This is a genomic window from Caballeronia sp. GACF4 (genome assembly GCF_023631025.1).
Lineage (GTDB): Bacteria > Pseudomonadota > Gammaproteobacteria > Burkholderiales > Burkholderiaceae > Caballeronia.
Genome location: NZ_JALQDW010000007.1, coordinates 219107 through 244311 on the forward strand (window position 1 = coordinate 219107; position 25205 = coordinate 244311).

Here is a 25205-nt window from a genome sequence, read left to right on the forward strand (position 1 = left end):
TTTACCTCAATCTGCAAGCGGCGCGGCCAGACTTGATTACAACGGCTGCGGATGCATCATGAACCATCCGAAGAAGAAGATGCCGGCGATCACGCAATACACGCCGAACGATGCCAGCTTGCCGTGACCTTCGAAATAACGCATCAGGAAACGCACGCTCAGATAAGCCGCGATACCCGTCAGCACGCCGCCGAGCAACGCATCGAAAAGCTGACCGGGCGCGTGAAAGAGCTTCGGCAATTCGAGCACGCCGGCCGCGAAGATGATCGGCGTGCCAAGCAGAAACGAAAACTCCGCCGCCGCTTCAGCCGTCAGGCCGGCGCCGACACCCGCGATGATCGTGAGACCGCTGCGCGAGAAGCCGGGAATCAGCGCGCCGATCTGCGCAAGACCCACCAGAAACGCCTGCTTGAACGTGAGCTTTTCAGGCGCGCGTGCTGCACGGGCGCGTTGCAGCTTGTCGCCGAACCACAGCAACACGCCATTGACGATCAACGCGGCCGCCACGATACGCAGATCGTGAAACAGCGCTTCGAGCCGCTTTTCGAGCAACAGCCCGACGATGCCCGTCGGAATGGTGCCGATGATGAGCGCCCACATCATGTGACCGTCGTCGTTGCGGCGACCGCCGAGCGAAGCGAACCAGCCGCCGATCAGCGCGACCCAGCGCTTGCGGAAGTACCACAGCAACGCGAGCGCGGTGCCGAGATGCAAGGCGACGAGAAACGACAGCAGTTGCGGCGCGTGCTTGTCGATATGCATGCCGATCAAGCCGGGAACGAGCAGCGTATGTCCAAGGCTACTGACCGGAAAGAGTTCGGTCACGCCCTGCAGCACGCTCAGAAAAATAAGAAACCAGAGAGTCACGCGTCGGTCCTTTTCATGAAAGAGGAAGGAAGACGCGCCGCGGAGTGCTTTCCTCGCTCCAAAGCGCAAGGCCGAAGGCGGCGAGACGAAGATCGAAGGGGATGAGGAAATGGTGCGGCGCGCAAGTCGGGACCGATTATGCACAGCCGTAGTTGGACCGCCAAGCGGAAAACGTACAAACGCGTGCGACAGGCGTCACCGATCTATAAACGTCAGCGAAACCGAATCAATCAGTAATTTATAAGAAAGCGATATCGAATCAAGCCGAAAGAACCTCGACGAGCAGCCGGCGCGCTGCTCAGCCCTTCAGCTTATAAAGAAAGATTGCCGTGCTCGCGCCGAAGAGGCCGAACATCGCGACGCCCATTGCCATCGCCAGATCCATGGTGACTCCCTGTCCGTCTGATTTCCAACATTCGGTTGCTATAACAACACATCGTCAGATGAGACGGCAGTCGCAATTTCCCGCAAAGGGTTTCTCCGTAGGACAAAGCAAGGCAGAATCGTCGGGGTTTCAAGGCCCGTTTTCAGCGCGATCATCATTTCACCGGAGCGTCTTCGCACCATGTCATCTCAACCAGACGTGATTTATATCGAGCGCGATGGCGCCGAAATCCTGCTCGCGCCGAGCGCCGGCGGCCGCCTCATGACGTGGCGAGTGAACGGCGAGCCCGTCATCCACTGGCCCGATGCGCCCGACTGGAGCAATCCGCCCAAGATTCGCGGCGGCAATCCGCTGCTGTTTCCGTTTCTCGGCCGGCATTTCGTCGACGGCGAAATCAACAAGTGGCGCGATCAGGACGGCGTCGTCCACACGCTCTCGACACACGGCTTCGCGCGCGACCTGCCGTTCTCCTGTACGCGCGATGCCGACGGTCACGGCCTGCGCATGACGCTCGTCGACAGCGACGCCACGCGCGCAGGCTATCCGTTCGCGTTCCGCTTTGAGGCAGCGTACCGGCTCGTCGATGCCACGACTCTCGAAGTCGAACTCACGACATCGAATCCCGGCGAAGTGGCGCTGCCCTATTACGCCGGACATCACTTCTATTTCCATCTGCCGCACGATCAACGGGCACAAAGCAGCGTGGAGCTGCCGCGCACCGAGCGCCGGCATCAGTTGGCCGGTGGCGCGATCAGCGAGGCGACGCCTGGCTCGCCGCGCTACTCGCTGGGCGACGCGAGCATCATCGACAACTTTCATTGCTTCACGGGTCCTTCCGATCAGCCCGTGCGCCTGAACATGCCGGGCCTGAAGCGCACCGTGAGTTTCGAGCTGCATCAGCCCGATTCGGTGCCGTGGTTTGCCGTCACGACCTGGACCGAGGCGGATACATCGGACTTCTATTGCGTCGAGCCGTGGATCGGCTTGCCCGATGCCATCCATAACGGTCTTGGCCTGCGCTGGCTCGCGCCGGGCAAAACGGAGACCGCGCTGCTCAGGCTCGTCGTCACGCGCGCTGACTAAACGTTGCAAACGGCTTTCTGTCAGGGGAAACCCGAAACGGTAAAATCCTGCCTTCGATCCGCCGCGCAAAATTTCAAACGCCCGTCGCGCGGCGGCGCCTTACGAGGTCAGGTTTGCATAAAAGAATCCGCCAGTTCGTTTTTACATCGCTCGTCGCGGCGGTCGTGACGCTTTCCGCTTGCGGCTCCGGTCCGGTTGCGCCCGGTTACTATCGCGTCGAGCGCGGCGATACGGTCACGAAGATCGCGCGCGCCAATCGCACCACCGTCGCCAATCTCAAGCGCTGGAACAGCTTGTCGAATCCCGATGCAATCGAAGTCGGACAAGTGCTGCGCGTGGTGCCGCCGGAAGGCTCGGCGACGGCTTCATCGAACGTGGCGAGCACGAGCACACCGAAGAGCGCCGACACCGCACCGGCGACGAAGCCCGGACCGGGCATCACGCTCGTCTGGCCCGCACAAGGCGACGTCATCCGCAACTTCAACGGCAGCAACTCGAAGGGCATCGACATTGCCAATTCAGCGGGGACGCCGATCGTGGCCGCGGCGACGGGCAGCGTCGTCTATGCGGGCAACGGCTTGCGCGGCTACGGCAACATGTTGATCGTCAAGCATAACGAGGACTACCTCACCGCCTACGCGCACAACAGGACGCTCTTCGTGAAGGAAGGCCAGACCGTGCAGCAGGGCCAGAAAATCGCCGAGATGGGCGATACCGACAGCGACCGCACCATGCTGCATTTCGAGGTGCGTTACATGGGCCGCTCGACGGACCCGGCGCGTTACTTGCCGTCGCGTTGAACGCAGACGGACCATAAGAGGAAGATCGATGATTTCGATGAAGAGAATCCACCCGGGCGCAGTCGTTGCCGCTCTCGCGCTTACCGGCGCGCTCGGCGGATGCGCCCACGGCCCGACCATGACCTACTTGCCATCCGGCGACACGGGCTTCGCCATCAACTGCAGCGGCGGCGATGCGAGCACGAGCTGGGCGGCCTGCTACAAGCAAGCGGGCGAAGTGTGCGGTGCATATGGATACGACGTGGTGTCGAAGGACAATGACAACGGCGCGACTTCCGGTGGCACGGTCGCGGGTATCTTCGGCGCGAACATCAAGAATCGTTCGATGGTGATCCGCTGCAAGCAGTGACGCTTGCATGCGTGCCTGCGTGAGCGCTCAAGGGAACATCACGCGCTCGCGGGCTTGGTCCGATCGCGCTTCGGCGCTTTCTTTCGCCAGCGGCCGGACAATGGATCGATACGCGCGGCAAACGCAAAGAGGAATGCAAGCGCGAGCGGAGCAACGATAGCGAAAACCGACAGCAGATTCATGGCGAAACCAGAATGCACTAAGTCGTCGGATATTAACCTTGCGGCAAATGTTTCGCTTAGATGTCAGTTAGAAGTTAAGGTCAGTATGGATGACCGACGCGTCGTTCCTACCGCGCAAACGTGTGGCGCCGGCGTACTGAAACTTGCACGCCGTTACGCTCGGAAACAAGCGCACACAGTTGCCGAGGCCAAGCCTCCATAAAATGTCTGTAGCCCGCGCTTCTCTCTGCGCGAACAGTCCGCGCGGGTTAGAAGCGCCGGCGCTCATGCGTCGGCGCTTCGCCTTCTTTCACTTTGGATCGGCCGACGTCGGCGCGATGAGCATCGACGGCGGGGTGTCGTCGGTCGGTACGCCCTTATAGTCGGGCGGGTCTTGCGGAGGATGCTTTTGATTGGCGGGTTCAGTGCACGCAGCCAGCGTGAGTGCAAGCATGGCGGCACCTAGAACGGACACGAAGTTACGCAGCATGAAGTCCCCAAGAAGACGTCAAAACCAACGTCATAAAGACGAAGGGGTTACAAGCCGTGACTTGTAACCCCTTCGTGTATGGTGGTCGGAGCGAAAGGATTCGAACCTTCGACCCTCTGATCCCAAATCAGATGCGCTACCAGGCTGCGCTACGCTCCGACAAGCCGCAGATTATAGCTTGCTTGCCGCGACGCCGCAAACACTTCCGGCAGAGGGAACGAATGTTGCCACTTTAGCGAGTGACGGCCGCCGCCCGGTCATGCAAGTTATTGCCATTTCGAATTCGCGGAGACAACGATGAACCTCATTCTCTGGCGTCACGCCGAAGCCGCAGATCAGGCCGCAAGCGATCTCGCGCGTCAACTCACCTCGCGCGGACGCAAGCAGGCGCAAGGCACCGCAAAGTGGCTGAAGGCGCGTATCGACGACGATGCGGTCTTCATCGCAAGCCCGGCCACGCGCACCATTCAAACCGTCGAAGCCTTCGGCGATCAGTATCGCGTGGTCGATCAACTCGCGCCCGGCCGACGTGCACAGGACGTGCTCGATGCCGCCGGCTGGCCCGATGGCATCGCGGAAACGGTGGTCGTCGTGGGCCATCAGCCTACGCTCGGACACGTTGCCGCGTGGCTCATGACCGGCGACGAAGCGGACTGGTCGATCAAGAAATCAGGCGTCTGGTGGTTCCAGTCGCGCTCGCGTCACGGCGACGGCCAGGTCGTTCTGCGCGCGGTGACGAACCCCGATCTGCTCTAGCCGAAAGGCCGTGTAATCGCAGGTTCAACAGAATGTCGTTTCATCGAAACGTCACTGCGATGCCATGCGAGCGTCATTGCGCGTTACTACATTGGCGAGGACCGAAACCCTCAAGCTTTCGTCCTGCCGAGGAACGCCAATGCTCGATATGCCGACGCCCTTCCTGCCAACCGGAGCGTCATCGTCGCTCTCGCTCGATTCGCGCCGCCAGCTTCCGCGTACCGCGGAAACCATCACCGGGCAGCATCGGCTGCAAGTGTCGTGGGCGAGTTCCGGCGACGCCGTGCGTGAAGCCCAGCGGCTGCGTTACCGCGTGTTCTCCGAGGAGATGGGCGCGCACCTCTCGGGGCCTGCGGGCCTCGACGTCGATGTCTTCGACGCCTACTGCGATCATCTGCTCGTGCGCGATCTCGATACGCTGAAAGTGGTCGGCACGTATCGCGTGCTGCCGCCGCATGAAGCCGCGCGGATTGGGCGGCTGTATGCGGAAGGCGAGTTCGATGTGTCGCGGCTTGCGCATCTGCGGCCGAAGCTCGTCGAGGTGGGCCGCTCGTGCGTGCATCCCGACTACCGCAACGGCGCGGTGATCATGTCGCTATGGGGCGGGCTCGCGGCCTACATGAAGCACAACGGCTACGAAACGATGCTTGGCTGCGCGAGCGTCGGCATGGTCGACGGCGGGCACTACGCGGCGAACCTTTACACGTCGCTCGCCGCCGATGCCCTCGCCGCCCCTGAATATCACGCGTTCCCGCATACGCCGCTGCCGGTGGAGGAATTGCGCACGGGCGTGGAAGTGAGCCCGCCGCCGCTCGTGAAGGGTTATCTGCGTCTAGGCGCGAAGATATGCGGCGCGCCTGCGTGGGACCCGGATTTCAACACGGCGGACTTTCTTACCCTCTTCCGCCTGTCGGATATCAACGCGCGTTATGCGCGGCACTTCATCGGTTGATTCAAGGCGCGGCGTTCGTCAATCGCCGGTATAGACCACGCGATACGGGCGCCCGATCTTTTCCCACTCCATGGCTTCCTGAACGAGGCTGTAGTCCGTGAGCGGATTGCTCGCGACCCACTCGTTGGACAGCCGCACTTCGAAGCCTCCCGCCGCGCTCTTCACCTCGATGCCGGGCAGCCCCACATCCGCGCGCCGGCGCGACAGCAACACGGCAAGACGCAGGCAAAACAGCAATGTCCAGTCGACATCGCGCGCTTGCGCGAGCTTGCCGAGCTTGCCCGCGTGACCCAGCACGAGCGTCGCGAGCCGCGCCTGGTCCGTGCGCGAAAAGCCCGGCATGTCCGCGTTGCTTGCGATATACGCCGAATGCTTGTGATACGCGCTATGCGCAATCGACAAGCCGATCTCGTGAAGCGACGAAGCCCACGCGAGGAACATGCGTTCTTCCTCGCGACGTTCCGCATCGGGTTCGCCGAGCTGATCGTAGAAGCTGATCGCGAGCGAGCCGATGCGTTCGGCCTGCGCGGCATCGACGCCATAACGGCGCTTGAAGCCTTCCACGGTGACGGTGCGCATGTCCTGATGCTGCGAACGCCCGAGCAGGTCGTAGAGCACGCCGAGACGCAAGGCGCCGTCGGTGGTGTCCACATAATCGATACCCAGTTCCTCGAACACGCCGAGCATGATCGAAAGGCCGCCCGCGAGCACCGGAATGCGGTCCGGCTTGAGCGCGACGAGCTTCAGCCGATTGACGTTCTCCGCCTTGATGACCGCGCGCTTCAGACGCTCCAGCCCGCCGCGCGAAATGCCGTGCGTGATGCCAGGGTCGTTGAAATCGTTCGCTTCGACGAGTTCCGCGAGCGCGCGCGCCGTGCCTGAAGAACCAATGGCCTGATCCCAGCCGGTCTGCTTGTATTCGCGCGAGATGATCTGGATTTCGCGCTTGGCCGCGAGTTCGGCCTGGCGCATGGTGTATTCGTCGACGTTGCCGGCCGGAAAGAACGTGCGGCTGTGGCTCACGCAGCCGATATACAAACTCTCCATATGAATCGGCGTGTAATGCGAGCCGATGATGAACTCCGTCGAGCCGCCGCCGATATCCACCACGAGGCGCTTGCCCGCGCTCGCCGGCACCGAATGCGCGGCGCCCGCGTAGATGAGCCGTGCTTCTTCCCTACCGGCGATCACTTCGATCGGAAAACCCAGCGCGCTTTCCGCCTCGCCGATGAATTCGTGCGCGTTCTTCGCCACCCTGAGCGTGTTGGTGGCCACCGCGCGCACCTGATCTGGATGAAAGTCGCGCAGACGTTCGCCGAAGCGCTTCAACGCTTCGAGCCCGCGCAACTGCGACGCACGGTCGAGCATCTTGTCCTTCGACAGACCCGCGCCAAGGCGCACGGCTTCGCGCAAGGCATCGACCTGGTAAATCTGGCTGCCTGCGGGCGTTTCTTCCACCCGCCCCACGATCAGCCGGAAACTGTTCGATCCGAGGTCGACCGCAGCAAGAAGATGAGGATGAGTGACCATCGGATGTCCAGGGATCGTGGGAGGAGGCGCGCTTTGCTGCAGCGCAGGATTCTATTCTACGTCGACTACTTATGCGCCGATGTCAATTGGTGAATCACGCTCGACCGCGGTATCACGCGCCCTGCGCTAGCGACGCTAACCACAATGTGAGTAGAATTTGTGACAATCGTTCTGTCACAATAAAGCCATCTTACTGTGAGACTATCCGAACGTTCCCTTGCCCTTCCGATCGAGACACCATTCTCCCAGCCGATGTCCATACGCTATCCGCTCTTCAACCGCGAACTGGGCATTCTAGGTTTCAACGAGCGAGTTCTGGCGCAGGCCGCCGATATCTCGGTTCCCTTGTTGGAACGCCTGCGCTTCATCTGCATCACGAGCAGCAATCTCGACGAATTCTTCGAAGTCCGCATGGCCGGGCTGCAGGAGCAGATGCGCGACAACCCCGGCTCGCTCTCGCCGGACGGCATGTCGCTGCAGCATGTCTACGATCTCGTCTCCGAACGCGCGCAGCGCCTCGTGCATCAGCAATACGTGATGCTGCATGAAATCGTCTTGCCCGCGCTCGAGATGGAAGGCATCTATTTCCATGGCGCGGAAAGCTGGAGCGAGCAGCAAAACGCCTGGGCGCGCGAATATTTCCTGAACGAACTGCTGCCGGTGCTGACGCCGATCGGCCTCGACCCGGCGCATCCGTTTCCACGCGTGCTAAACAAGAGCCTGAACTTCGTCGTCGAACTGGAAGGCACGGATGCTTTCGGCCGTCAGGCCATGATGGGCATCGTGCAGGCGCCGCGCGCGCTGCCGCGGCTCGTGCGCATGCCCGAGGCGCTGTCGGGTTATCCGCATGGCTTCGTGCTGCTGAGCACGTTCATGCAGCACTTCGTGAGCGAGCTGTTTCCGCATCTCATCGTGCGCAATTGCAACCAGTTTCGCATCACGCGCAATAGCGAACTTTTCGTCGATGAAGACGAGATCACGAATCTGCGCGTCGCCTTGCAGGGTGAGTTGCCCGCGCGGCATCTGGGCAATGCGGTGCGGCTTGAAGTATCGGCGGAGACGCCACCGCATCTCGTGCGGCGTCTGCTCGACGAAAGCCAGTTGAGCGAGCGCGATTGTTATCGCGTGAACGGGCCGGTGAATCTCGTGCGGCTCATGCAACTGCCTGAAATGGTGGACAGGCCGGACCTCAAGTTCGTGCCGCACATTCCTTCGGTGCCGAAGTCGATCGCCAACACGACCAATCTTTTCGATGCGATCGATCAGGGCGATATCCTGCTGCATCATCCTTACGAGAGTTTTCAGCCGGTGCTCGAACTGCTGTTGCAGGCGGCGAAAGATCCGCAAGTGATGGCGATCAAGCAGACCATCTACCGGACCGGCACCGATTCGCCCTTGATGGATGCGCTCATGCAGGCCGCGCGCAATGGCAAGGAAGTGACGGTAGTGGTCGAGTTGCTGGCGCGTTTCGATGAAGAGACGAACATCAACTGGGCGTCGCAACTCGAAGCGGTGGGCGCGCATGTGGTGTATGGCGTGGTTGGCCACAAGTGTCACGCGAAGATGATGTTGATCGTGCGGCGCGTGTCGCAGGGCGGCAAGATGGTGCTCAAGCGTTACGCGCATCTAGGCACGGGAAATTATCATCCGCGCACGGCGCGTCTATATACCGACTTCGGTCTCATGACCGCCGATCAGCAGATGTGCGAGGACGTGCATCATGTCTTTCAGCAGCTGACTGGAATTGGCGGAGAGATTCCGCTGCATCTTTTGTGGCAATCGCCTTTTACCTTGCACGCGAAATTGATCGATGCGATTCGCGCCGAGGCGGAGCATGCGCGCGCGGGCCGGCGGGCGCGGATCGTCGCGAAGATGAATGCGTTGCTCGAGCCTACCGTGATTGCTGCCTTGTACGAGGCATCGCATGCGGGCGTGAAGATCGATTTGATCGTGCGTGGGGTTTGTTCGCTCAAGCCTGGTGTGGAGGATCTTTCGGAGAATATTACCGTTCGGTCTATTGTCGGGCGCTTCCTCGAACATCATCGCATCTTCTATTTTTATGCGAACGGGCAAGAGGATGTGTATCTGTCGTCGGCGGACTGGATGGATCGGAACTTCTTTCGACGCGTCGAGGTGGCGTTTCCGATTCGCGATCGGCGGCTTAAGCGTCGGGTGATTGCTGAAGGGTTATCCGTCTGTCTTGGGGATAATCAGTCTGCCTGGGTCATGCAGAGCGATGGGCATTATCGTAAGCGGCGGTCGGGGAAGTCTATTCGCAATGCGCAGTTGGGGTTGCTGGCTAAGTTTTGTTCTTAGGGTGTTGGTTTTGTGGTCGGTTTTTTCCTGGGAACTTGAGCCGTTGTCGCGCGGTTTGTTTCAGTAGCCGCCTCCCCGGCGGAGGGGTGACTTTCTTTGCGGCTGCAAAGAAAGTCACCAAAGAAAGCAGCTTTAGAACCGGCTTCTGAAGCACAACTGGTTCCTCGCTATTTACCACGAGCCCTTTGGGCACTTCTCATTGCTCATGCTCGTGGTGAATGCTTTATCTAGCACCGGCGCCTTCTGGGAACTTGGGCCGTTGTCTCGCGGTTTGTTTCAGTAGCCGCCTCCCCGGCGGAGGGGTAACTTTCTTTGCGGCTGCAAAGAAAGTCACCAAAGAAAGCAGCTTTGGAACCGGCTTCTGAAGCACAACTGGTTCCTCGCTATTTACCACAAACCCTTTGGGCACTTCTCATTGCTCATGCTCGTGGTGAATTCTTTATCAAGCACCGGCGTCTTCTGGGAACTTGAGCCGTTGTCTGGCGGTTTGTTTCAGTAGCCGCCTCCCCGGCGGAGGGGTAACTTTCTTTGCGGCTGCAAAGAAAGTCACCAAAGAAAGCAGCTTTAGAACCGCCTTCTGAAGCACAACTGGTTCCCCGCTATTTACCACAAACCCCTTGACCACACCCCCTTGCTGATGCTGGCGGTAAATCTACGTTAAGCACAGACTTGTCAGTAGACAGCGTTAAGGAAGACTATTGTCTCGTTGTTCTTTGCTTGGGGTGCAGGTGAAAAGTTAACCAATAGGACGTCGTAATTTTTTTGCGTTTTGGTCGGCCACCGTATGTGTGTTCTACTCCTGGCACATGTAAAACACGCATGCGCATTTTCGTTAGGCGGCGCGAAGGCTCTACTCGCTTGTGCGTGCTAACGATTTACCACGAGCGTGAGCGACGGGGAGTGCCCAAAGGGCTTGTGGTAAATAGCGAGGAACCAGTTGTGCTTCAGAAGCCGGTCCCTAAGCTGCTTTCTTTGGTGACTTTCTTTGCAGCAGCAAAGAAAGTTATCCCTCCGCCGGGGAGGCGGCTACTGCAACAAACCGCGAGACAACGGCTCAACTTCCTAGCAAGCGCTAAACAAAGATCTCTAAGCGGCCAAAGGCTTCCTCGAAGCAGCCTAAAAGAGAAGCGTGCGCCTGGAAATTGACCTACGACGAACGTTAGCAATGGGAAGTGCCACAAAGGGTTTGTGGTAAATAGCGAGGAACCAGTTGTGCTCCAGAAGCCGGTTCCTAAGCTGCTTTCTTTGGTGACTTTCTTTGCAGCAGGAAAGAAAATTACCCCTCCGCCGGGAAGGCGGCTACTGAAACAAACCGCGAGACAACGGCTCAACTTCCCAGGAAGCTAAACAAAAACCCCTAAGCCGCCAAAGACTTCCTCAAAGCAGTCCTTGAAGAAGGAAACCGAACAACAAACGTACTTCCCTTCCCGACTTCACTTTTGACATCGAGCTCCGCATGATGCCGCTGCAGCACATGCTTGACGATAGCAAGCCCGAGCCCGGTGCCACCCGTATCCCGCGACCGACTCCGATCCACGCGATAAAACCGCTCGGTAAGCCGCGGAATATGCTCTGCGGGAATCCCATACCCGCTATCACGCACCGTGAAAACCGCCCGATCCGCCACACGTTGCCAAGAGACTTCAATCGCCCCGCCATCCGGCGTATAACGCACCGCATTGGTAACGAGATTCCCCAGCGCACTGACGACCTCGGTCTCCGCGCCTGCGATAGTCAACGAATCATCGATATGAAAGGCAATCCGATGACGCCCGCCAGAAAGATTCACCGCGTCGTCTTCGAGATGCCGCATCACCGCGCGCATATCCAGCAACTCGTCGCCAGGCGGACGCACATCGCCTTCCAGATTCGCAAGCACCAAAAGATCACGCACGATGTTCTGCATGCGCGAAGCCTGCTGTTCCATCATGTCCAGATAACGCATGCGGTCCGCCTCGCTGAGCGGCAACTCACGCATGGTCTCAAGAAAGCCCGATAACACCGTCAGCGGCGTCTTCAATTCATGCGAGACGTTGGCGACGAAATCGCGTCGCATCGAATCGGTACGCTCGAGTTCGGTGATGTCCTGCGTGAGTATCAGCTTGCGATGATCGCCATAAGGAAATACCTGCACCGATACCGTGTGCTGCCGGTTCACGCCCATGCCGCGCATCACGAGCATTTCCTCGTAATGATGCGAGTTCAGATAGCGAATGAAGTCCGGGTGCCGCACGAGATGCGTGATGTGCTGGCGCAAATCGCGTTTGGCATCGAGCCCGAAATGCTTCTCGGCGATAGCGTTGCACCACTCGATCTGATCGTGATCGTCGAGCATCGCCACGCCATTGGGCGAAGCCTGGATCGCCTGAATGAAGCGCGAATGCTGTTGCTCGACCTGCCGCACTTGCGCATGCCAGCGCTTCGCCAGCTTGTGCAAGCGGTAATAGATTTCGCCCCAGATGCCGAGCGCGCTAGGCACTTCGCCATACACCGGCGCTTCGAGCAGACGCCAAAGACGCTGCGTGTGATAGGTGGCGAAAAAGCCCTGCAGAACCAGCATGACGACGGCGACAGCCAGCGCCACGCGCACGCCGGCAAACGCGCCGATCGCCGCACAGAGCGCGGCGAGCAGTACGAGGGACACGACTGACCGCGTCCAGATGATATTCATGTTGTCGGCGAGTCCAAGCGACGAACGCGCGGTTCGTCATAAACATGCGGCAGAGACTAGAGCACGCTTATCAGGCGCTCTTCGCGAGCCGATATCCGCTGCCGCGCACCGTTTCGATCATAGCATCGCAGCCCGCGGGCTTGAGCGCGGCGCGCAGGCGCTTGATGTGAACATCGACCGTGCGCTCTTCGACGAATACGTGATCGCCCCACACCTGATCCAGCAACTGCGTGCGGCTATGCACGCGCTCCGGATGCGTCATGAAAAAATGCAGCAAGCGGAATTCGGTCGGGCCGAGATCGAGCTTGATGTCGTTGCCGGAATGGCTCGCCGCCACGCGATGCGTCGCCGGATCGAGCCGCAAACCATTGATGGCAACCACATCTTCCGTCAGCTGCGGGGCACGCCGGCGCAACACCGCCTTGATGCGCGCCATCAGTTCTTTCGGCGAAAACGGCTTGGTGACGTAGTCGTCCGCGCCGATCTCGAGCCCGAGCACCTTGTCCTGCTCGTCGCCGCGCGCGGTCAGCATGATGATCGGAATATGCTTCGTGCGCTCGTTGTTGCGCAAGTCGCGCGCGAACGCAATGCCGGACTTGCCGGGCAGCATCCAGTCGAGCAGCACGAGATCGGGCAGCACGTCGCTGATCAGGTTTTGCGCCTGCTCAGCGTTATACGCGCGAATCGGGCAATGTCCCGCGTGTTGCAGATTCACCGAGATCAGTTCGGAGATCGCGGGTTCGTCTTCGATGACGAGGATACTGCTGGGCATCGGCACCTCTTGACCTTTTGCTTTGAGAGAAGATTAACTGAGCGCTTCGCGTTCGAGCTGGTCGCGCGAGATATGCCGCACGTCCGTACCCTTCACGATGTAGATGATGAACTCGGCGATGTTCTTAGCGTGATCGCCGATACGCTCCACCGCCTTCGCAATGAACAGATAGTCGAGGCCGGCGGAAATGGTGCGCGGGTCTTCCATCATGTAGGTGACGAGCTTGCGCACGAAGGCGCGGAATTCGTCGTCGATGGCTTTGTCGTCGCGCACGATCTGCGCGGCGGCCACGGTGTCCAGACGCGCGAACGCGTCGAGCGCGCGGCGCAGAATCGACACGGCCATCTCGCCCGAGAGCTTGATCTCCGCGATATTCACCGCGCGGCCCGCGCCGTCTTCGTTGATGCGTTTCACGCGCTTCGCGATTTTTTCAGCTTCGTCGCCGGCGCGTTCGAGGTTCGTGATGGTCTTCGAGATCGCCATGAGCAGACGCAGGTCGCGCGCGGCCGGCTGGCGGCGCGCGATGATGTTGCTGCACTCTTCGTCGATCTCGACTTCCATCGTGTTCAGACGCACTTCGGCGGCAATCACCTGATCGGCGATCGCCATGTCGAATTCGTTGAGTGCCTGCATGGCCGCGATGATCTGCGACTCCACGAGACCGCCCATTTGCAGCACTTTCGACGACACCGCGTTGAGATCGGCGTCGAACTGGCTCGACAGATGTTTATCGGACATATGTGCTCCTTAAGTCCTTTTATGTTTCAGTTCGCCTGATCTGGCCGGATCAGCCGAAACGGCCCGTGATGTAGTCTTCCGTTTCCTTGCGCGTGGGCTTGATGAAGATCTTCTCCGTATCGCCGAATTCGATCAGCTCGCCAAGGTACATGTATGCAGTGTAGTCCGAGCAACGGGCTGCCTGCTGCATGTTGTGCGTGACGATCACAACCGTATAGTCACTTTTCAGTTCCGCGATCAGTTCCTCGATACGGCCCGTGGAAATCGGGTCGAGCGCCGAGCAGGGCTCGTCGAGCAACAGCACTTCCGGACGAATGGCGATGCCGCGCGCAATGCAAAGGCGCTGCTGCTGGCCGCCCGACAATCCGTAGCCGCTTTGCTGCAGCTTGTCCTTCACTTCGTTCCAGAGCGCGGCCTTGGTCAGCGCCCATTCGACGCGGTCGTCCATCTCCGAGCGCGACAGTTGTTCGAACATCTTCACGCCGAACGCGATGTTGTCGTAGATCGACATGGGAAACGGCGTAGGCTTCTGGAACACCATGCCCACGCGCGCGCGTAAAAGCGAGATGTCGCGCGTCGTGTCGAGCAGGTTGACGCCGTCCATCAGAATCTCGCCTTCGCCGCGCTGCTCGGGATAAAGGGCGTACATCTTGTTGAAGGTGCGCAGGAGCGTGGACTTGCCGCAGCCCGAAGGTCCGATGAACGCCGTCACCTTCTTCTCGGGAATGCGCAGGTTGATGTTCTTCAGCGCGTGATACTTGTTGTAGAAGAAGTTGAGGTTCTTCACTTCGATCTTCGGCTTGATCGAATCGGCGGCTTGCGAGCCGTGCTTCGGACGCACGCTGCCAGGAACGGGACCACGCTCGACGGGCGCCGCATCCGCTTTCGAATCAAGGTGGTTGACACCACTTTCGACCATGTTCATGGAATCACTCCGCCTTTATTTCTTCGAGATAATCGTGCGCGCGAGGATATTCAAACCCAGCACGCCGAGCGTAATAAGGAACACACCGGCCCACGCGAGCGTCTGCCATTGCGGGAACGGGCTCATCGCGAACTTGTAGATCGTGACCGGAAGGTTCGCCACCGGCTGATTCATGTCCCACGAGAAAAACTGATTCGACAGCGACGTGAAGAGCAGCGGCGCGGTTTCGCCGGCAATCCGCGCGACCGCCAGCAACACGCCCGTGACGATGCCGCCAATCGACGCCTTCAGCGTGATCGACATCACCATCTTCCACTTGGGCGTGCCGAGCGCGAAAGCCGCTTCGCGCAGCGCGTTCGGCACGAGCTTCAGCATGTTTTCAGTGGTGCGGATGACGATCGGAATCTGCAGCAAGGCGAGCGCGATCACGCCGGCCCATCCCGAGAAGCGACCCATCTTCGCGACGACGAGCGCATACACGAACAAGCCCACGACGATGGAAGGCGCCGACAACAGAATGTCGTTGATGAAGCGCGTGACGCTCGCAAGCCAACGCTTCTGGCCATATTCCGCGAGATAGACGCCCGCCAGAATGCCGAGCGGCGTGCCGATGAACGTGGCGATGATGACGAGCATCAGACTGCCGACGATAGCGTTGGCAAGACCGCCGCCATCGGTGTTCGGCGGCGGCGTCGACTGCGTGAAGAGTTCGAGCGACAGGCCAGCGACGCCGAGCTTAAGCGTCGTGAAGAGAATCCACACGAGCCACAGAAGGCCGAAAGCCATCGCGGCCAGCGAGAGCGTCAGCGCGATCGCATTGGTGCCGCGTCGACGGCTCTGCAGCTTCTTGCGCGTGGCGTCCACGCGGTCGGGGTCCTGATTGAAGGTGGCGGGACGGCTCACTTGACTCCCTCCCCGCGTTCCATGCGCAGCAGCATCAGCTTGGACAACGCGAGCACGACGAACGTGATCACGAACAGGATGAGCCCGAGTTCCATCAGCGCCGACGTATGCAGGCCGGGGCTTGCTTCGGCGAATTCGTTGGCGAGCGCCGAGGTGATGCTGTTGCCCGGCGAAAACAGCGACACGTTGTCGAGCAGATTGGTGTTGCCGATCACGAACGTCACCGCCATGGTCTCGCCGAGCGCGCGGCCGAGGCCGAGCATCACGCCGCCGATCACACCGGCGCGCGTGTACGGCAACACGATCTTCCACATCACTTCCCAGGTCGTGCAGCCGATGCCGTATGCCGATTCCTTGAGAAGCACGGGCGTGACTTCGAAGACGTCGCGCATCACCGAGGCAATGTACGGAATGATCATGATGGCGAGGATCACGCCCGCGCACAGAATGCCGATACCGATAGGCGCGCCCTTGAAGAACATGCCGATGACGGGCACGTCGCCGAGCAGATGGCCGAGCGGCTTTTCGAAGTATTCCGCGAAGATCGGCGCGAACACGAGCAGACCCCACATGCCGTAGACGATCGAGGGAATCGCCGCGAGCAATTCGATGGCGACACCGAGCGGCCGGCGCAGCCACGCGGGCGAGAGTTCCGTGAGGAAAAGCGCGATGCCGAAGCTCACCGGCACGGCGATGATGAGCGCGATGATCGACGTGGCAATGGTGCCGTAGATCGGCACGAGCGCGCCGAAGCTATCGGTCTGTGGGTCCCACTCCGCGCGCCAGAGAAAGCTGAGTCCGAACTTTTCGATGGTCGGCATCGACGCAATGACGAGCGAAACGATGATGCCGCCAAGCAGAAGCAACGTCACCACGGCCGCGAGCCGCGTGATGCCGCCGAATATGATGTCGCCGAAACGGCTCGGCGCGCGCTGCGTATGCGCGGCCGGCGGTGCCGACGCTAAGTTGATGTCCGACATGGGAGCCTTGGTTGTGCTGCTTGTCAGAGCGCGCGGCACGTCATTCGACGTGCCGCGCGGCATTGCCTGCACTGCATTTCCGTCCTGACTTCAAGAGCTTAGGACAGTTTCAGACCATGGTACCGCTTACTGCGCAACCGCCTTGCCCGACGCGTCCTTGACCTTCGCCTTCCATTGCATGCGGATTTCGGCGACTACCGAATCCGGCAGCGAGATGTAGTCGAGATCGTTCGCGGCTTGGTTGCCGTTCTTGAACGCCCAGTCGAAGAACTTCAGCGTTTCCGTGCCTTGCGGCGCCTTGTCCTGCGTGGCGTGCAGCAGAACGAACGTTGCACCGACGATCGGCCATGCGTTCTGGCCCGACTCGTTCGTGAGGATCTGGTAGAACGACTTCGACCAGTCCGCGCCGGCAGCCGCCGCCTTGAAGGTCTCCGTCTTCGGCTCGACGACCGTGCCAGCCGCGTTCTTGAGACCCACGTAGGTCATCTTGTTCTGCTTGGCATACGCCCACTCCACGTAGCCGATCGCGCCCGGCAGACGCTGCACGAACGCCGCGACGCCGTCGTTGCCCTTGCCGCCCGTGCCCGTCGGCCAGTTGACCGTCGAACCTTCGCCGACCTTCGACTTCCACTCGGGATTCACTTTCGACAGATAGTTCGTCCAGATGAAGCTCGTGCCCGATCCGTCGGCGCGGCGCACCACGGCGATGTCGGTATCCGGCAGCTTGACCTTCGGGTTCAGCGCGGCGATAGCCGGGTCGTTCCACTTCTTGATCTTGCCCAGGTAGATGTCGCCGAGCACTTCGCCCGACAGCGTCACTTCACCGGCCTTCACGCCCGGCACGTTGATGACCGGCACCACGCCGCCGACGACCGTCGGGAACTGGAACAGGCCTTCCTTCGTGAGTTCTTCATCTTTCAGCGGTGCGTCCGAGCCCGCGAAATCCACCGTCTTCGCGATGATCTGTTTGACGCCGCCCGACGAGCCGATGCCTTGATAGTTCACCTTGCCGCCGCCCGTTTTTTGGTAGGCGTCAGCCCACTTGGTGTAGATGGGAGCTGCGAAGGTGCTGCCCGCGCCGGTGATATCCGTGGCGAATGCGGAGACGGCGAACATTGCGCCGATGACGCCGGCCAGCGCGGATTGCATCAATTTCATGAGACCTCCAGAGTGTGTGAGCGTGTAGCGAGAGAACCGACACGGCGAAATATAGGCACTCTTCGTGACAGTACCGTGACGTTTGATGAACGCCGCGTGTCATTGCGCTTACGCACTGAAAGTCGAACGTGCGTTGGCTTGTAACCAAAGAAAAAGCGGACCGTAGTCCGCTTTTGGTGAGACGTGACGCGCTTTAGAGATCGTCTAGGAAGTCGCGTCCTTCACGACCTGAGCAATCGTTTCCGCGTGTTTAACCGCATCCTGATGCGCCGCCGCTTCCACCATGACGCGCAGTACCGGTTCGGTTCCCGAGGCGCGAATCAGTACCCGCCCGTGCGATTCGAGGGCCCGCTCGGCATCTTCGATCGCGCGGCGAATGGCCGCATTATTTTTCCAGTCCGCGTTCGGACTCATGCGCACGTTGATCAGTTTCTGCGGAAACAGGCTGACGCCGTCGAGCATGTCCGCGAGGGATTTGCCACCGCGCTTGATGGCGGCGAGCACAAGCAGCGCGGACACGATGCCGTCGCCCGTGGAATGCCGGTCGAGCGAAAGAATGTGGCCCGAGCCTTCCGCACCGAGTTGCCAGCCGTTTTCGCGCAGCTTTTCGAGCACGTAACGGTCGCCGACGGCCGCGCGCACGAACTTCACGCCCGCCTCTTTCAACGCCACTTCCACGGCCATGTTGGTCATCAGCGTGCCGACCGCGCCATCCACCTTGCCGTCCGTCGCGATGCGGTCCTTGACCAGCACGTAGAGCAGTTCGTCGCCGTTGAAAAGCCGGCCGGTGGAATCGACGACTTGAAGGCGGTCAGCGTCGCCATCGAGCGCGATGCCGATATCCGCCTTGTGTTCGAGCACCGTGCGCACGAGCGCATCGGGCGCGGTGGCGCCGACTTTATCGTTAATATTGAAGCCGTTCGGCGACACGCCAATAGGCACGACTTCCGCGCCCAGTTCGTGGAACACGTGCGGCGCGACGTCATAGGCGGCGCCGTGCGCGCAATCGAGCACGATCTTGAGGCCGCGCAGATCGAAGCTCGCCGGGAAAGTGCTCTTGCAGAACTCGATATAGCGCCCGCCCGCGTCGTCCAGACGCTTCGCCTTGCCGAGACGCTCGGAGGGCGCACAAGCCATCGGCTGGTCGAGCTGCGCTTCGATTTGCAGTTCGACTTCGTCCGGCAGCTTGTTGCCGTCGGCGGAGAAGAATTTGATGCCGTTGTCGTCGTACGGATTGTGCGATGCGCTGATCACCACGCCCGCCGAAAGCCGCAGCGCGCGCGTGAGATACGCGACGCCGGGCGTGGGCATCGGGCCGGCGAGCATTACGTCGACGCCCGCGGCGGAAAAGCCCGACTCCAGCGCGGCTTCGAGCATGTAGCCGGAAACCCGCGTGTCCTTGCCGATGAGCACCGTCGGACGGTTGCCCTTTTGCGGCGAACGGTCCGCTCCCGCGAGCACCTTGCCGGCCGCATACCCCAGCCTGAGAACAAAATCCGGTGTGATCGGCGCCTCGCCGACGCGCCCGCGAATTCCATCAGTTCCAAAATATCGACGTGCCATTGTTACTGACCCTCCTCGCGGACATATGGCGCTTGTTCTTGGCCCGCGACATGTGTTGATCGATTCGGCGCGTGCGCCTTCGCCGAAGTTCTTTCAATGCTTCTCGTGATGCGTGGCGTCTCTCGTGGCTCGCCAGACTTTCAGCGCATCCACGGTTTCCGCGACGTCGTGCACGCGGATGATCGCCGCACCGCGCTCCGCCGCGCAAACTGCCCCGCTCACGCTTGCCGCAAGCCGTTCGTTCGCCGCGCGCCCGGTGACTGCGCCGAGCATCGACTTGCGCGACATTCCCGCGAGCAGCGGATACCGCTTGCCTGCCGGCAGCGTCGCGGCGAGGTTCGCCAGCAGCGCGTAATTATGCTCGACGGTCTTGCCGAAGCCGAAGCCCGGATCGAGACTTACGCGCTCCAGCGCGATCCCCGCCTGCGCCAGCGCCGCGATTCGTTCGGCGAAAAACGCACGGACGTCCGCGATGACGTCGGCGTACACCGGCTCGCGAAGTTGCATCGTGCGCGGTTCGCCGAGCATATGCATCACGCACAAGCCGCAGTTACTGTCTTTAACGGCATCGAGCGCGCTTTCCTGACGTAAACCCCAAATGTCGTTGATCATGTCCGCGCCTGCATCGAGCGCGGCGCGCATCACGGCGGGCTTGTAGGTATCGACCGAAAGCGGGACGTTCATGTCCCGTAACGCTTCGACGATCGGCACCACGCGTTCGAGTTCCTCGGCCAGCGGAACCGGCGGCGCGCCCGGACGAGTCGATTCGCCGCCAATATCGATGATGTCCGCGCCGTCGGCAAGCATGCGCTCGGCGCGCGCCAGAGCGGCATCGCGCGGAAGGAAGCGGCCGCCATCGGAGAACGAGTCAGGCGTGACGTTGAGAATGCCCATCACGAGCGGACGTTCGAATGTCAGCGTGAACCGACCGCATTGCAGCGGCTGCGCTGAAAGCTGGGAGAGAGATGGAGTGATCAAGCGTGTCGGAAAAAAGCTGGATTGCTGCAAGGAGCGTAACGCACGCGCGAAGTGTGATCCGATGTGTGCGCCGTCGTGAGCCATAAAGCAAAAATGGGCCGGAGTGCGATGCACACCGGCCCATGATCGGACTAGAAGAGCTTAGGCCGGCGCGGTTGCGCTGCCCGGCTTGACTTCCGTGCCGCTGTTGCCGCCCGGAGGCGTATCACCCGAAGGCGGCGGCAGGTTCTTCGGCGGACGCGGCGGACGATCCTCCATGATGTCCGTGATCTGGTCTGCGTCTATGGTTTCCCATTCGAGCAGCGCCTTCGTCATGGCTTCCACGCGCGCGCGGTTGTCTTCCAGCAGCTTGCGGGCAAGCTGATACTGCTCGTCCAGGATGCGGCGGATTTCCGAATCGACCTTTTGCAGCGTGGCTTCCGAAACCGTCTTCGCGCCCAACTTGCCGAACATGCCTTCGGGTTCGGTGTCGACGTAGACCATCGTGCCAAGCGTGTCCGACATACCGTAGCGCGTCACCATGTCGCGGGCCATCTTGGTCGCGCGCTCGAAGTCGTTGGACGCGCCGGTGGACATGGAATTCAGGAACACTTCTTCCGCTGCACGGCCGCCAAACAGAATTGCGATTTCTTCCAGCATCTTGTCGCGATACAAATTCACGCGGTCGTGTTCAGGCAATTGCCAGGTGACACCCAATGCCCATCCGCGCGGCATGATCGTAACCTTGTGCACCGGATCGGCATGCGGCAACAACTTCGCTACCACGGCGTGACCGGATTCGTGGAAAGCCGTGTTGCGACGTTCTTCCTCGCGCATGACAGCCGACTTGCGCTCCGGACCCATGAAAATCTTGTCCTTCGCGTCTTCGAAGTCCTGCATCTCGACGATCCGCTTGCCGCGACGCGCCGCAAAAAGCGCAGCTTCATTGACGAGGTTTGCGAGATCGGCACCCGAGAAGCCCGGCGTACCCCGCGCGATGACCGAAGCGTCGACGTCGTTCGCAATCGGCACCTTGCGCAGATGCACCTTCATGATGTGTTCGCGACCGCGAATGTCCGGCAGACCGACATACACCTGACGGTCGAAACGACCCGGACGCAGGAGCGCCTTGTCGAGCACGTCGGAACGGTTCGTCGCAGCGATCACGATAACGCCGGAATTCGCTTCGAAGCCATCCATTTCCACGAGCATCTGATTGAGAGTCTGCTCGCGTTCGTCGTTACCGCCGCCCATGCCGGCGCCGCGATGACGACCGACCGCGTCGATTTCGTCGATGAACACGATGCAAGGCGCGTGCTTCTTTGCTTGCTCGAACATGTCGCGAACGCGAGCCGCGCCCACGCCGACGAACATTTCCACGAAGTCGGAACCCGAGATGCTGAAGAACGGCACCTTCGCTTCACCCGCGATAGCGCGAGCCAGCAGCGTCTTACCCGTGCCAGGAGGTCCGACCAGCAACACTCCTCGTGGAATGCGGCCGCCCAGCTTCTGGAATTTCTGCGGGTCGCGCAGGAAGTCGACGAGCTCGGACACTTCTTCTTTCGCTTCGTCGCAACCCGCGACATCGGTGAAATTGATAGCGTTATTGTTTTCGTCGATCAGCCGCGCTCGCGACTTGCCGAACGAGAAGGCCCCGCCTTTGCCGCCCCCCTGCATCTGCCGCATCATGTAGAACCAGAAACCGATGATGAGAATGGTCGGTCCAAGGTAGTACAGCGCGGAAACCAGCGCGTTGGGTTCATCGTCAGCCTTGCCGCTGACCTGAACGCCGTATTTCATCAGATCGCCGACCATCCAGATGTCGCCAGGCGACACGATTTGGTATTTCTGGCCGTCTGCCGGAGTGACCGTCAGATTCCGCCCTTGAACGGTGACATTCTTCACCTTGCCGTTCTTCGCGTCGTCCATGAACTGCGAATAGGACACACCTTCCTGGACGCGGGGCTTATCGAACTGCTTGAACACCGTAAACAGCACCAGTGCAATCACGAGCCACACTGCCGCTTTAGAGAACATATTGTTGTTCAAAGCACCACTCCTCACTCATAGACGGGCGCCTACATAAACCTTGCGGCGCCACCAAAGCATTCTAATCCAGACCGCAAACCCCTGCCATAAGGTTTATCTACCGCGCAAATAGCGGAAGACAAGGGTTTTTCGACATATTCGGCGAAAATATCGCTATTTTTCGCCGAAATGATTTACTCGTGTTCCACAGTCGGATGTTTGAGCCGCCGCCCGAGTACAAAAGTCTCCGACGATTTGTCGCGAGACGCCTTGGGCTTGCGCGGCGCCACCACTTTGAACTGGTGCTTGAACTTCTCGACGATTTGGCTGTAACCGCTGCCGTGAAAACATTTGACCAGCAACGCACCATCCGGTTTCAGATGGTTCTGCGAGAACTCCAGCGCCAGATCGCAAAGATGTTCGATACGCGCTGCATCCGCGCTCGCCACGCCAGACAGGTTTGGGGCCATGTCGGAAATAACAAGGTCTACCTGACGCTCGCCAACAATTTCCGCGAGTTGCGCAAGCACGGCGTCTTCGCGGAAGTCGCCCTGAATGAAGGTGACATCGGCAATGGGGTCCATCGGCAGAAGATCGAGCGCGATGATCGTGCCGTCTATACCGCCTTCGCGCTGCGCATCGCGCTTCGCACCCTGAGCGAGTTTGTTACGCGCGTACTGACTCCACGAGCCGGGCGTCGAGCCGAGGTCGACGATTACCTGCCCTGGCTTGATGAGCTTGTCCTGCTCGTCGATCTCCTTGAGCTTGTACGCCGCGCGCGCGCGATAGCCCTCGCGCTGCGCCATCTTCACGTAAGGGTCGTTGATGTGGTCATGCAACCACGAATGATTAAACCGGTTCTTTGCCATTCAAACTGAGCCCATGCTGCGCGCCGGGGACTAACCTCTTGCGCGCGTGCTTATTCTTGCTGTATCGCGCAATGCTTTTAGCGGATAATACGCGTCTTGTCGGCCGGACCGGTTCCCGTGCGCTGCAAAGCGCTCGAAATTTGCGTTTCCGGCCTATTTGTTTATTCGGGCGGCTTGCCCAGCACTTCAGGTGCTTTTCATCTGATCGGTCCATGACGGCGCCGCGTGTCCATACCGCCCGCGCTTCGTGCGTCCGACAGCGCTGCAACGCCCAGCCGACGCCAAACCCGCCGCCCACATTTTAGTCGAGTCCCTTATTCCACATGCCAGCTCTTAAACTTTCCCCGGCCCAGCGCGCCGATCTGCGCTCCCAGGCTCACGCCCTCAATCCGGTCGTGCTCGTCGGCGCCGAAGGCCTGACCGAGGCCGTGCTGAAAGAAATCGGCGTGCACCTCGAAGCGCATCAGCTCATCAAGATTCGCGTGTTCGGCGACGAGCGTGAAGCACGCGTTGGCATCTACGACGAAATCTGCGATCGCCTGGATGCCGCACCTGTTCAGCATATCGGCAAGCTGCTCGTGATCTGGAGACCGGAAGGCGCCGCGCCCGCCAAGACCCGCACCGCCCGCACCCGCAGCACCATGCCGCCGAGCGCCGGTGAAATTGCCGAGGAGCGTTCGACCAAGGGTCGCGCGCCGCGCATCGTCAAGGCCGTCAAGATCACGCGCGATGCACCCGCCGTCAAGAAGCCGCGCAAACAAACGCTCAAAGTGCTAGGTAACGAACGCGTCACCGCGGGCGGCAACGTCAAGCGCGCGAAGAAGCGTCAGGCTGGCTCGAAGCGTCAACATCAGGCCGTCAAATGATGAAACGGCGCGGACGATGATTCAAAACGTCCGCGCCGTCTCTCGCAGCATAATTTTCAGCTACGCGCGCGCTTGGCCGCGACCTTCGCGGACTTGCCCTTCGGCACGATCTTGACAGGCGCCGCACCGGGCAAACGCCACACGAGCGCAATACCGCACAGGCATTCGATCAAATAAATCGCGCTCGAAATGCCATGCAGAACGCCGAACTCCTTCGCAAAAGGCGAATTCGCGAGTTCCATCCCTGCTTCCTGCGCCGAGATGCGCAGCGAATTCATGAACGGCTGCAACGCGAAGTATCCGACGAGCACGCACACCAGCATGACCGCGACGAGCCACCGCACGCGCTTGTAGTCGACGATGCCGCTCTTCACGAAGCGATTGCCGATCAAGATCAGAATCAGCGCGCTGACCACGCCGATATACGCCTCGATGCGAAAGAGCTGCGCCGCCACCGATCCCGCCGACGTACGGTCGAGCACCGAAAAGAGCACGGGCGCGGCGACGAGACCGAGGGTCAGCAAGCTGCCGACCCAGATCATCGTTACCGTGCGAAAGAGTCGATGCTCCATCAGACGTATCGAACAGCGATGATTTCGTACTCCCGCGCGCCGCTCGGGGCCTGCACCGAGGCGACGTCGCCCTCCGTCTTGCCGATCAGCGCGCGCGCAATGGGCGAGCTGACGGAGATGAGACCGTGGTCGATGTCGGCTTCGTCGTCGCCGACGATCTGATACGTCACCTTATGACTCGACTCGAGATCTTCCAGTTCGACGGTCGCGCCGAACACCACGCGGCCTTCCGCCTCGACCGTTTTCGGGTCGATCACTTGCGCGGCGGCAAGCTTCGATTCGAGATCCGCAATGCGGCCCTCGATAAAGCCCTGCTTTTCTTTCGCGGCATCGTACTCCGCGTTTTCCGACAGATCGCCCTGCGCGCGTGCTTCCGCGATCGAGTTGATGACCGCGGGACGCTCGACAGCCTTCAGGCGTTGCAATTCGTCGCGCAGCAACTCCGCGCCGCGCTTCGTCAAGGGAATCGTGCTCATAGACAATCCACAAACAAAAACAGCCGTAAAAAAATTAC

At 60.4% G+C, this 25205-nt stretch carries 24 protein-coding genes and 1 tRNA gene; 7 read left to right on the top strand and 18 right to left on the bottom strand.

All coding sequences use genetic code 11. The features are described 5' to 3' along the window. Window positions 1-36 precede the first annotated feature (36 nt). Window positions 37-867, bottom strand: a complete 831-nt coding sequence (locus NCR40_RS09185) for an undecaprenyl-diphosphate phosphatase (RefSeq protein WP_250509277.1) — start codon at window positions 865-867, stop codon at window positions 37-39. 565 nt (window positions 868-1432) lie between these two features. Here NCR40_RS09185 and NCR40_RS09190 point away from each other — a divergent pair. From NCR40_RS09190 to NCR40_RS09200, 3 genes are all read left to right on the top strand, one after another. Beyond that, complete coding sequence (locus NCR40_RS09190) at window positions 1433-2335, top strand: aldose epimerase family protein (RefSeq protein ID WP_250509278.1); 903 nt, start codon at window positions 1433-1435, stop codon at window positions 2333-2335. 113 nt (window positions 2336-2448) lie between these two features. Next, complete coding sequence (locus NCR40_RS09195; protein ID WP_250465238.1) at window positions 2449-3135, top strand: peptidoglycan DD-metalloendopeptidase family protein; 687 nt, start codon at window positions 2449-2451, stop codon at window positions 3133-3135. Window positions 3136-3163: 28 nt separating this feature from the next. Further along, window positions 3164-3484 (top strand): hypothetical protein, encoded by a 321-nt coding sequence (locus NCR40_RS09200; RefSeq protein WP_370652024.1) that lies wholly within the window; start codon window positions 3164-3166, stop codon window positions 3482-3484. A gap of 38 nt (window positions 3485-3522) precedes the next feature. Here the strand turns inward: NCR40_RS09200 and NCR40_RS09205 are convergent, their stop codons facing one another. The 3 genes from NCR40_RS09205 to NCR40_RS09215 all read right to left on the bottom strand — a co-directional run bounded on the left by NCR40_RS09205 (window position 3523) and on the right by NCR40_RS09215 (window position 4294). Beyond that, the gene (locus tag NCR40_RS09205; RefSeq protein ID WP_250509279.1) at window positions 3523-3666 is read right to left on the bottom strand and encodes a hypothetical protein; all 144 of its coding nucleotides are present in this window, start codon (window positions 3664-3666) and stop codon (window positions 3523-3525) included. 289 nt (window positions 3667-3955) lie between these two features. Next, window positions 3956-4135, bottom strand: coding sequence for a hypothetical protein (locus tag NCR40_RS09210; RefSeq protein ID WP_250509280.1), 180 nt, complete (start codon window positions 4133-4135; stop codon window positions 3956-3958). 82 nt (window positions 4136-4217) lie between these two features. Then, window positions 4218-4294 (bottom strand) — tRNA-Pro (locus NCR40_RS09215). Between the two features lie 138 nt (window positions 4295-4432). Between NCR40_RS09215 and NCR40_RS09220 the strand changes: the two genes are divergently transcribed. Both NCR40_RS09220 and NCR40_RS09225 read left to right on the top strand, forming a co-directional pair. Continuing rightward, window positions 4433-4891 (top strand): SixA phosphatase family protein, encoded by a 459-nt coding sequence (locus tag NCR40_RS09220; protein WP_250509281.1) that lies wholly within the window; start codon window positions 4433-4435, stop codon window positions 4889-4891. 139 nt (window positions 4892-5030) lie between these two features. Beyond that, on the top strand, window positions 5031-5843 hold the full coding sequence (locus tag NCR40_RS09225) for a GNAT family N-acetyltransferase (protein ID WP_250509282.1): 813 nt from the start codon (window positions 5031-5033) through the stop codon (window positions 5841-5843). Window positions 5844-5861: 18 nt separating this feature from the next. On the opposite strand, the gene ppx is transcribed toward NCR40_RS09225, so the two are convergent. Then, complete coding sequence (ppx, locus tag NCR40_RS09230) at window positions 5862-7373, bottom strand: exopolyphosphatase (RefSeq protein ID WP_244825732.1); 1512 nt, start codon at window positions 7371-7373, stop codon at window positions 5862-5864. A 252-nt stretch (window positions 7374-7625) separates the two neighbouring features. On the opposite strand from ppx, the gene ppk1 reads away from it, so the two are divergent. Next, window positions 7626-9689 carry a polyphosphate kinase 1 gene (gene ppk1 / locus NCR40_RS09235; protein ID WP_244825734.1) on the top strand — a complete coding sequence of 688 codons (2064 nt, stop codon included), beginning with the start codon at window positions 7626-7628 and terminating at the stop codon, window positions 9687-9689. A gap of 1357 nt (window positions 9690-11046) precedes the next feature. Here the strand turns inward: ppk1 and phoR are convergent. The 11 genes from phoR to NCR40_RS09290 all read right to left on the bottom strand — a co-directional run bounded on the left by phoR (window position 11047) and on the right by NCR40_RS09290 (window position 23253). Continuing rightward, complete coding sequence (phoR, locus tag NCR40_RS09240) at window positions 11047-12360, bottom strand: phosphate regulon sensor histidine kinase PhoR (RefSeq protein WP_244825736.1); 1314 nt, start codon at window positions 12358-12360, stop codon at window positions 11047-11049. Window positions 12361-12430: 70 nt separating this feature from the next. Further along, window positions 12431-13132 (bottom strand): phosphate regulon transcriptional regulator PhoB, encoded by a 702-nt coding sequence (phoB, locus tag NCR40_RS09245; RefSeq protein ID WP_244825738.1) that lies wholly within the window; start codon window positions 13130-13132, stop codon window positions 12431-12433. A gap of 33 nt (window positions 13133-13165) precedes the next feature. Continuing rightward, window positions 13166-13870, bottom strand: coding sequence for a phosphate signaling complex protein PhoU (phoU, locus tag NCR40_RS09250; RefSeq protein ID WP_244825740.1), 705 nt, complete (start codon window positions 13868-13870; stop codon window positions 13166-13168). A gap of 49 nt (window positions 13871-13919) precedes the next feature. Continuing rightward, window positions 13920-14795, bottom strand: a complete 876-nt coding sequence (gene pstB / locus NCR40_RS09255) for a phosphate ABC transporter ATP-binding protein PstB (protein WP_370652025.1) — start codon at window positions 14793-14795, stop codon at window positions 13920-13922. A gap of 15 nt (window positions 14796-14810) precedes the next feature. Then, on the bottom strand, window positions 14811-15698 hold the full coding sequence (pstA, locus tag NCR40_RS09260; RefSeq protein ID WP_244825742.1) for a phosphate ABC transporter permease PstA: 888 nt from the start codon (window positions 15696-15698) through the stop codon (window positions 14811-14813). Further along, a complete protein-coding gene (gene pstC / locus NCR40_RS09265) occupies window positions 15695-16678 on the bottom strand; it encodes a phosphate ABC transporter permease PstC (protein ID WP_244825744.1) in 984 nt (327 codons plus the stop codon). The genes pstA and pstC overlap by 4 nt, the downstream gene beginning before the upstream one ends. Before the next feature lie 126 nt (window positions 16679-16804). Then, window positions 16805-17836: a phosphate ABC transporter substrate-binding protein PstS gene (gene pstS / locus NCR40_RS09270; RefSeq protein WP_250509283.1), complete on the bottom strand. Its 1032-nt coding sequence runs from the start codon at window positions 17834-17836 to the stop codon at window positions 16805-16807. Window positions 17837-18040: 204 nt separating this feature from the next. After that, a complete protein-coding gene (gene glmM / locus NCR40_RS09275; protein WP_250509284.1) occupies window positions 18041-19399 on the bottom strand; it encodes a phosphoglucosamine mutase in 1359 nt (452 codons plus the stop codon). A 93-nt stretch (window positions 19400-19492) separates the two neighbouring features. After that, complete coding sequence (folP, locus tag NCR40_RS09280; RefSeq protein WP_250509344.1) at window positions 19493-20293, bottom strand: dihydropteroate synthase; 801 nt, start codon at window positions 20291-20293, stop codon at window positions 19493-19495. Between the two features lie 225 nt (window positions 20294-20518). Continuing rightward, window positions 20519-22405, bottom strand: a complete 1887-nt coding sequence (gene ftsH / locus NCR40_RS09285) for an ATP-dependent zinc metalloprotease FtsH (RefSeq protein ID WP_244825747.1) — start codon at window positions 22403-22405, stop codon at window positions 20519-20521. Between the two features lie 173 nt (window positions 22406-22578). Then, window positions 22579-23253 (bottom strand): RlmE family RNA methyltransferase, encoded by a 675-nt coding sequence (locus tag NCR40_RS09290; RefSeq protein WP_244825748.1) that lies wholly within the window; start codon window positions 23251-23253, stop codon window positions 22579-22581. Window positions 23254-23576: 323 nt separating this feature from the next. On the opposite strand from NCR40_RS09290, the gene NCR40_RS09295 reads away from it, so the two are divergent. Further along, window positions 23577-24119: a YhbY family RNA-binding protein gene (locus NCR40_RS09295; protein WP_244825750.1), complete on the top strand. Its 543-nt coding sequence runs from the start codon at window positions 23577-23579 to the stop codon at window positions 24117-24119. A gap of 56 nt (window positions 24120-24175) precedes the next feature. Here the strand turns inward: NCR40_RS09295 and NCR40_RS09300 are convergent, their stop codons facing one another. Both NCR40_RS09300 and greA read right to left on the bottom strand, forming a co-directional pair. Next, complete coding sequence (locus tag NCR40_RS09300) at window positions 24176-24691, bottom strand: DUF4149 domain-containing protein (protein WP_250509285.1); 516 nt, start codon at window positions 24689-24691, stop codon at window positions 24176-24178. Beyond that, window positions 24691-25167 carry a transcription elongation factor GreA gene (gene greA, locus NCR40_RS09305; RefSeq protein WP_244825754.1) on the bottom strand — a complete coding sequence of 159 codons (477 nt, stop codon included), beginning with the start codon at window positions 25165-25167 and terminating at the stop codon, window positions 24691-24693. The genes NCR40_RS09300 and greA overlap by 1 nt, the downstream gene beginning before the upstream one ends. Window positions 25168-25205: the final 38 nt, after the last annotated feature.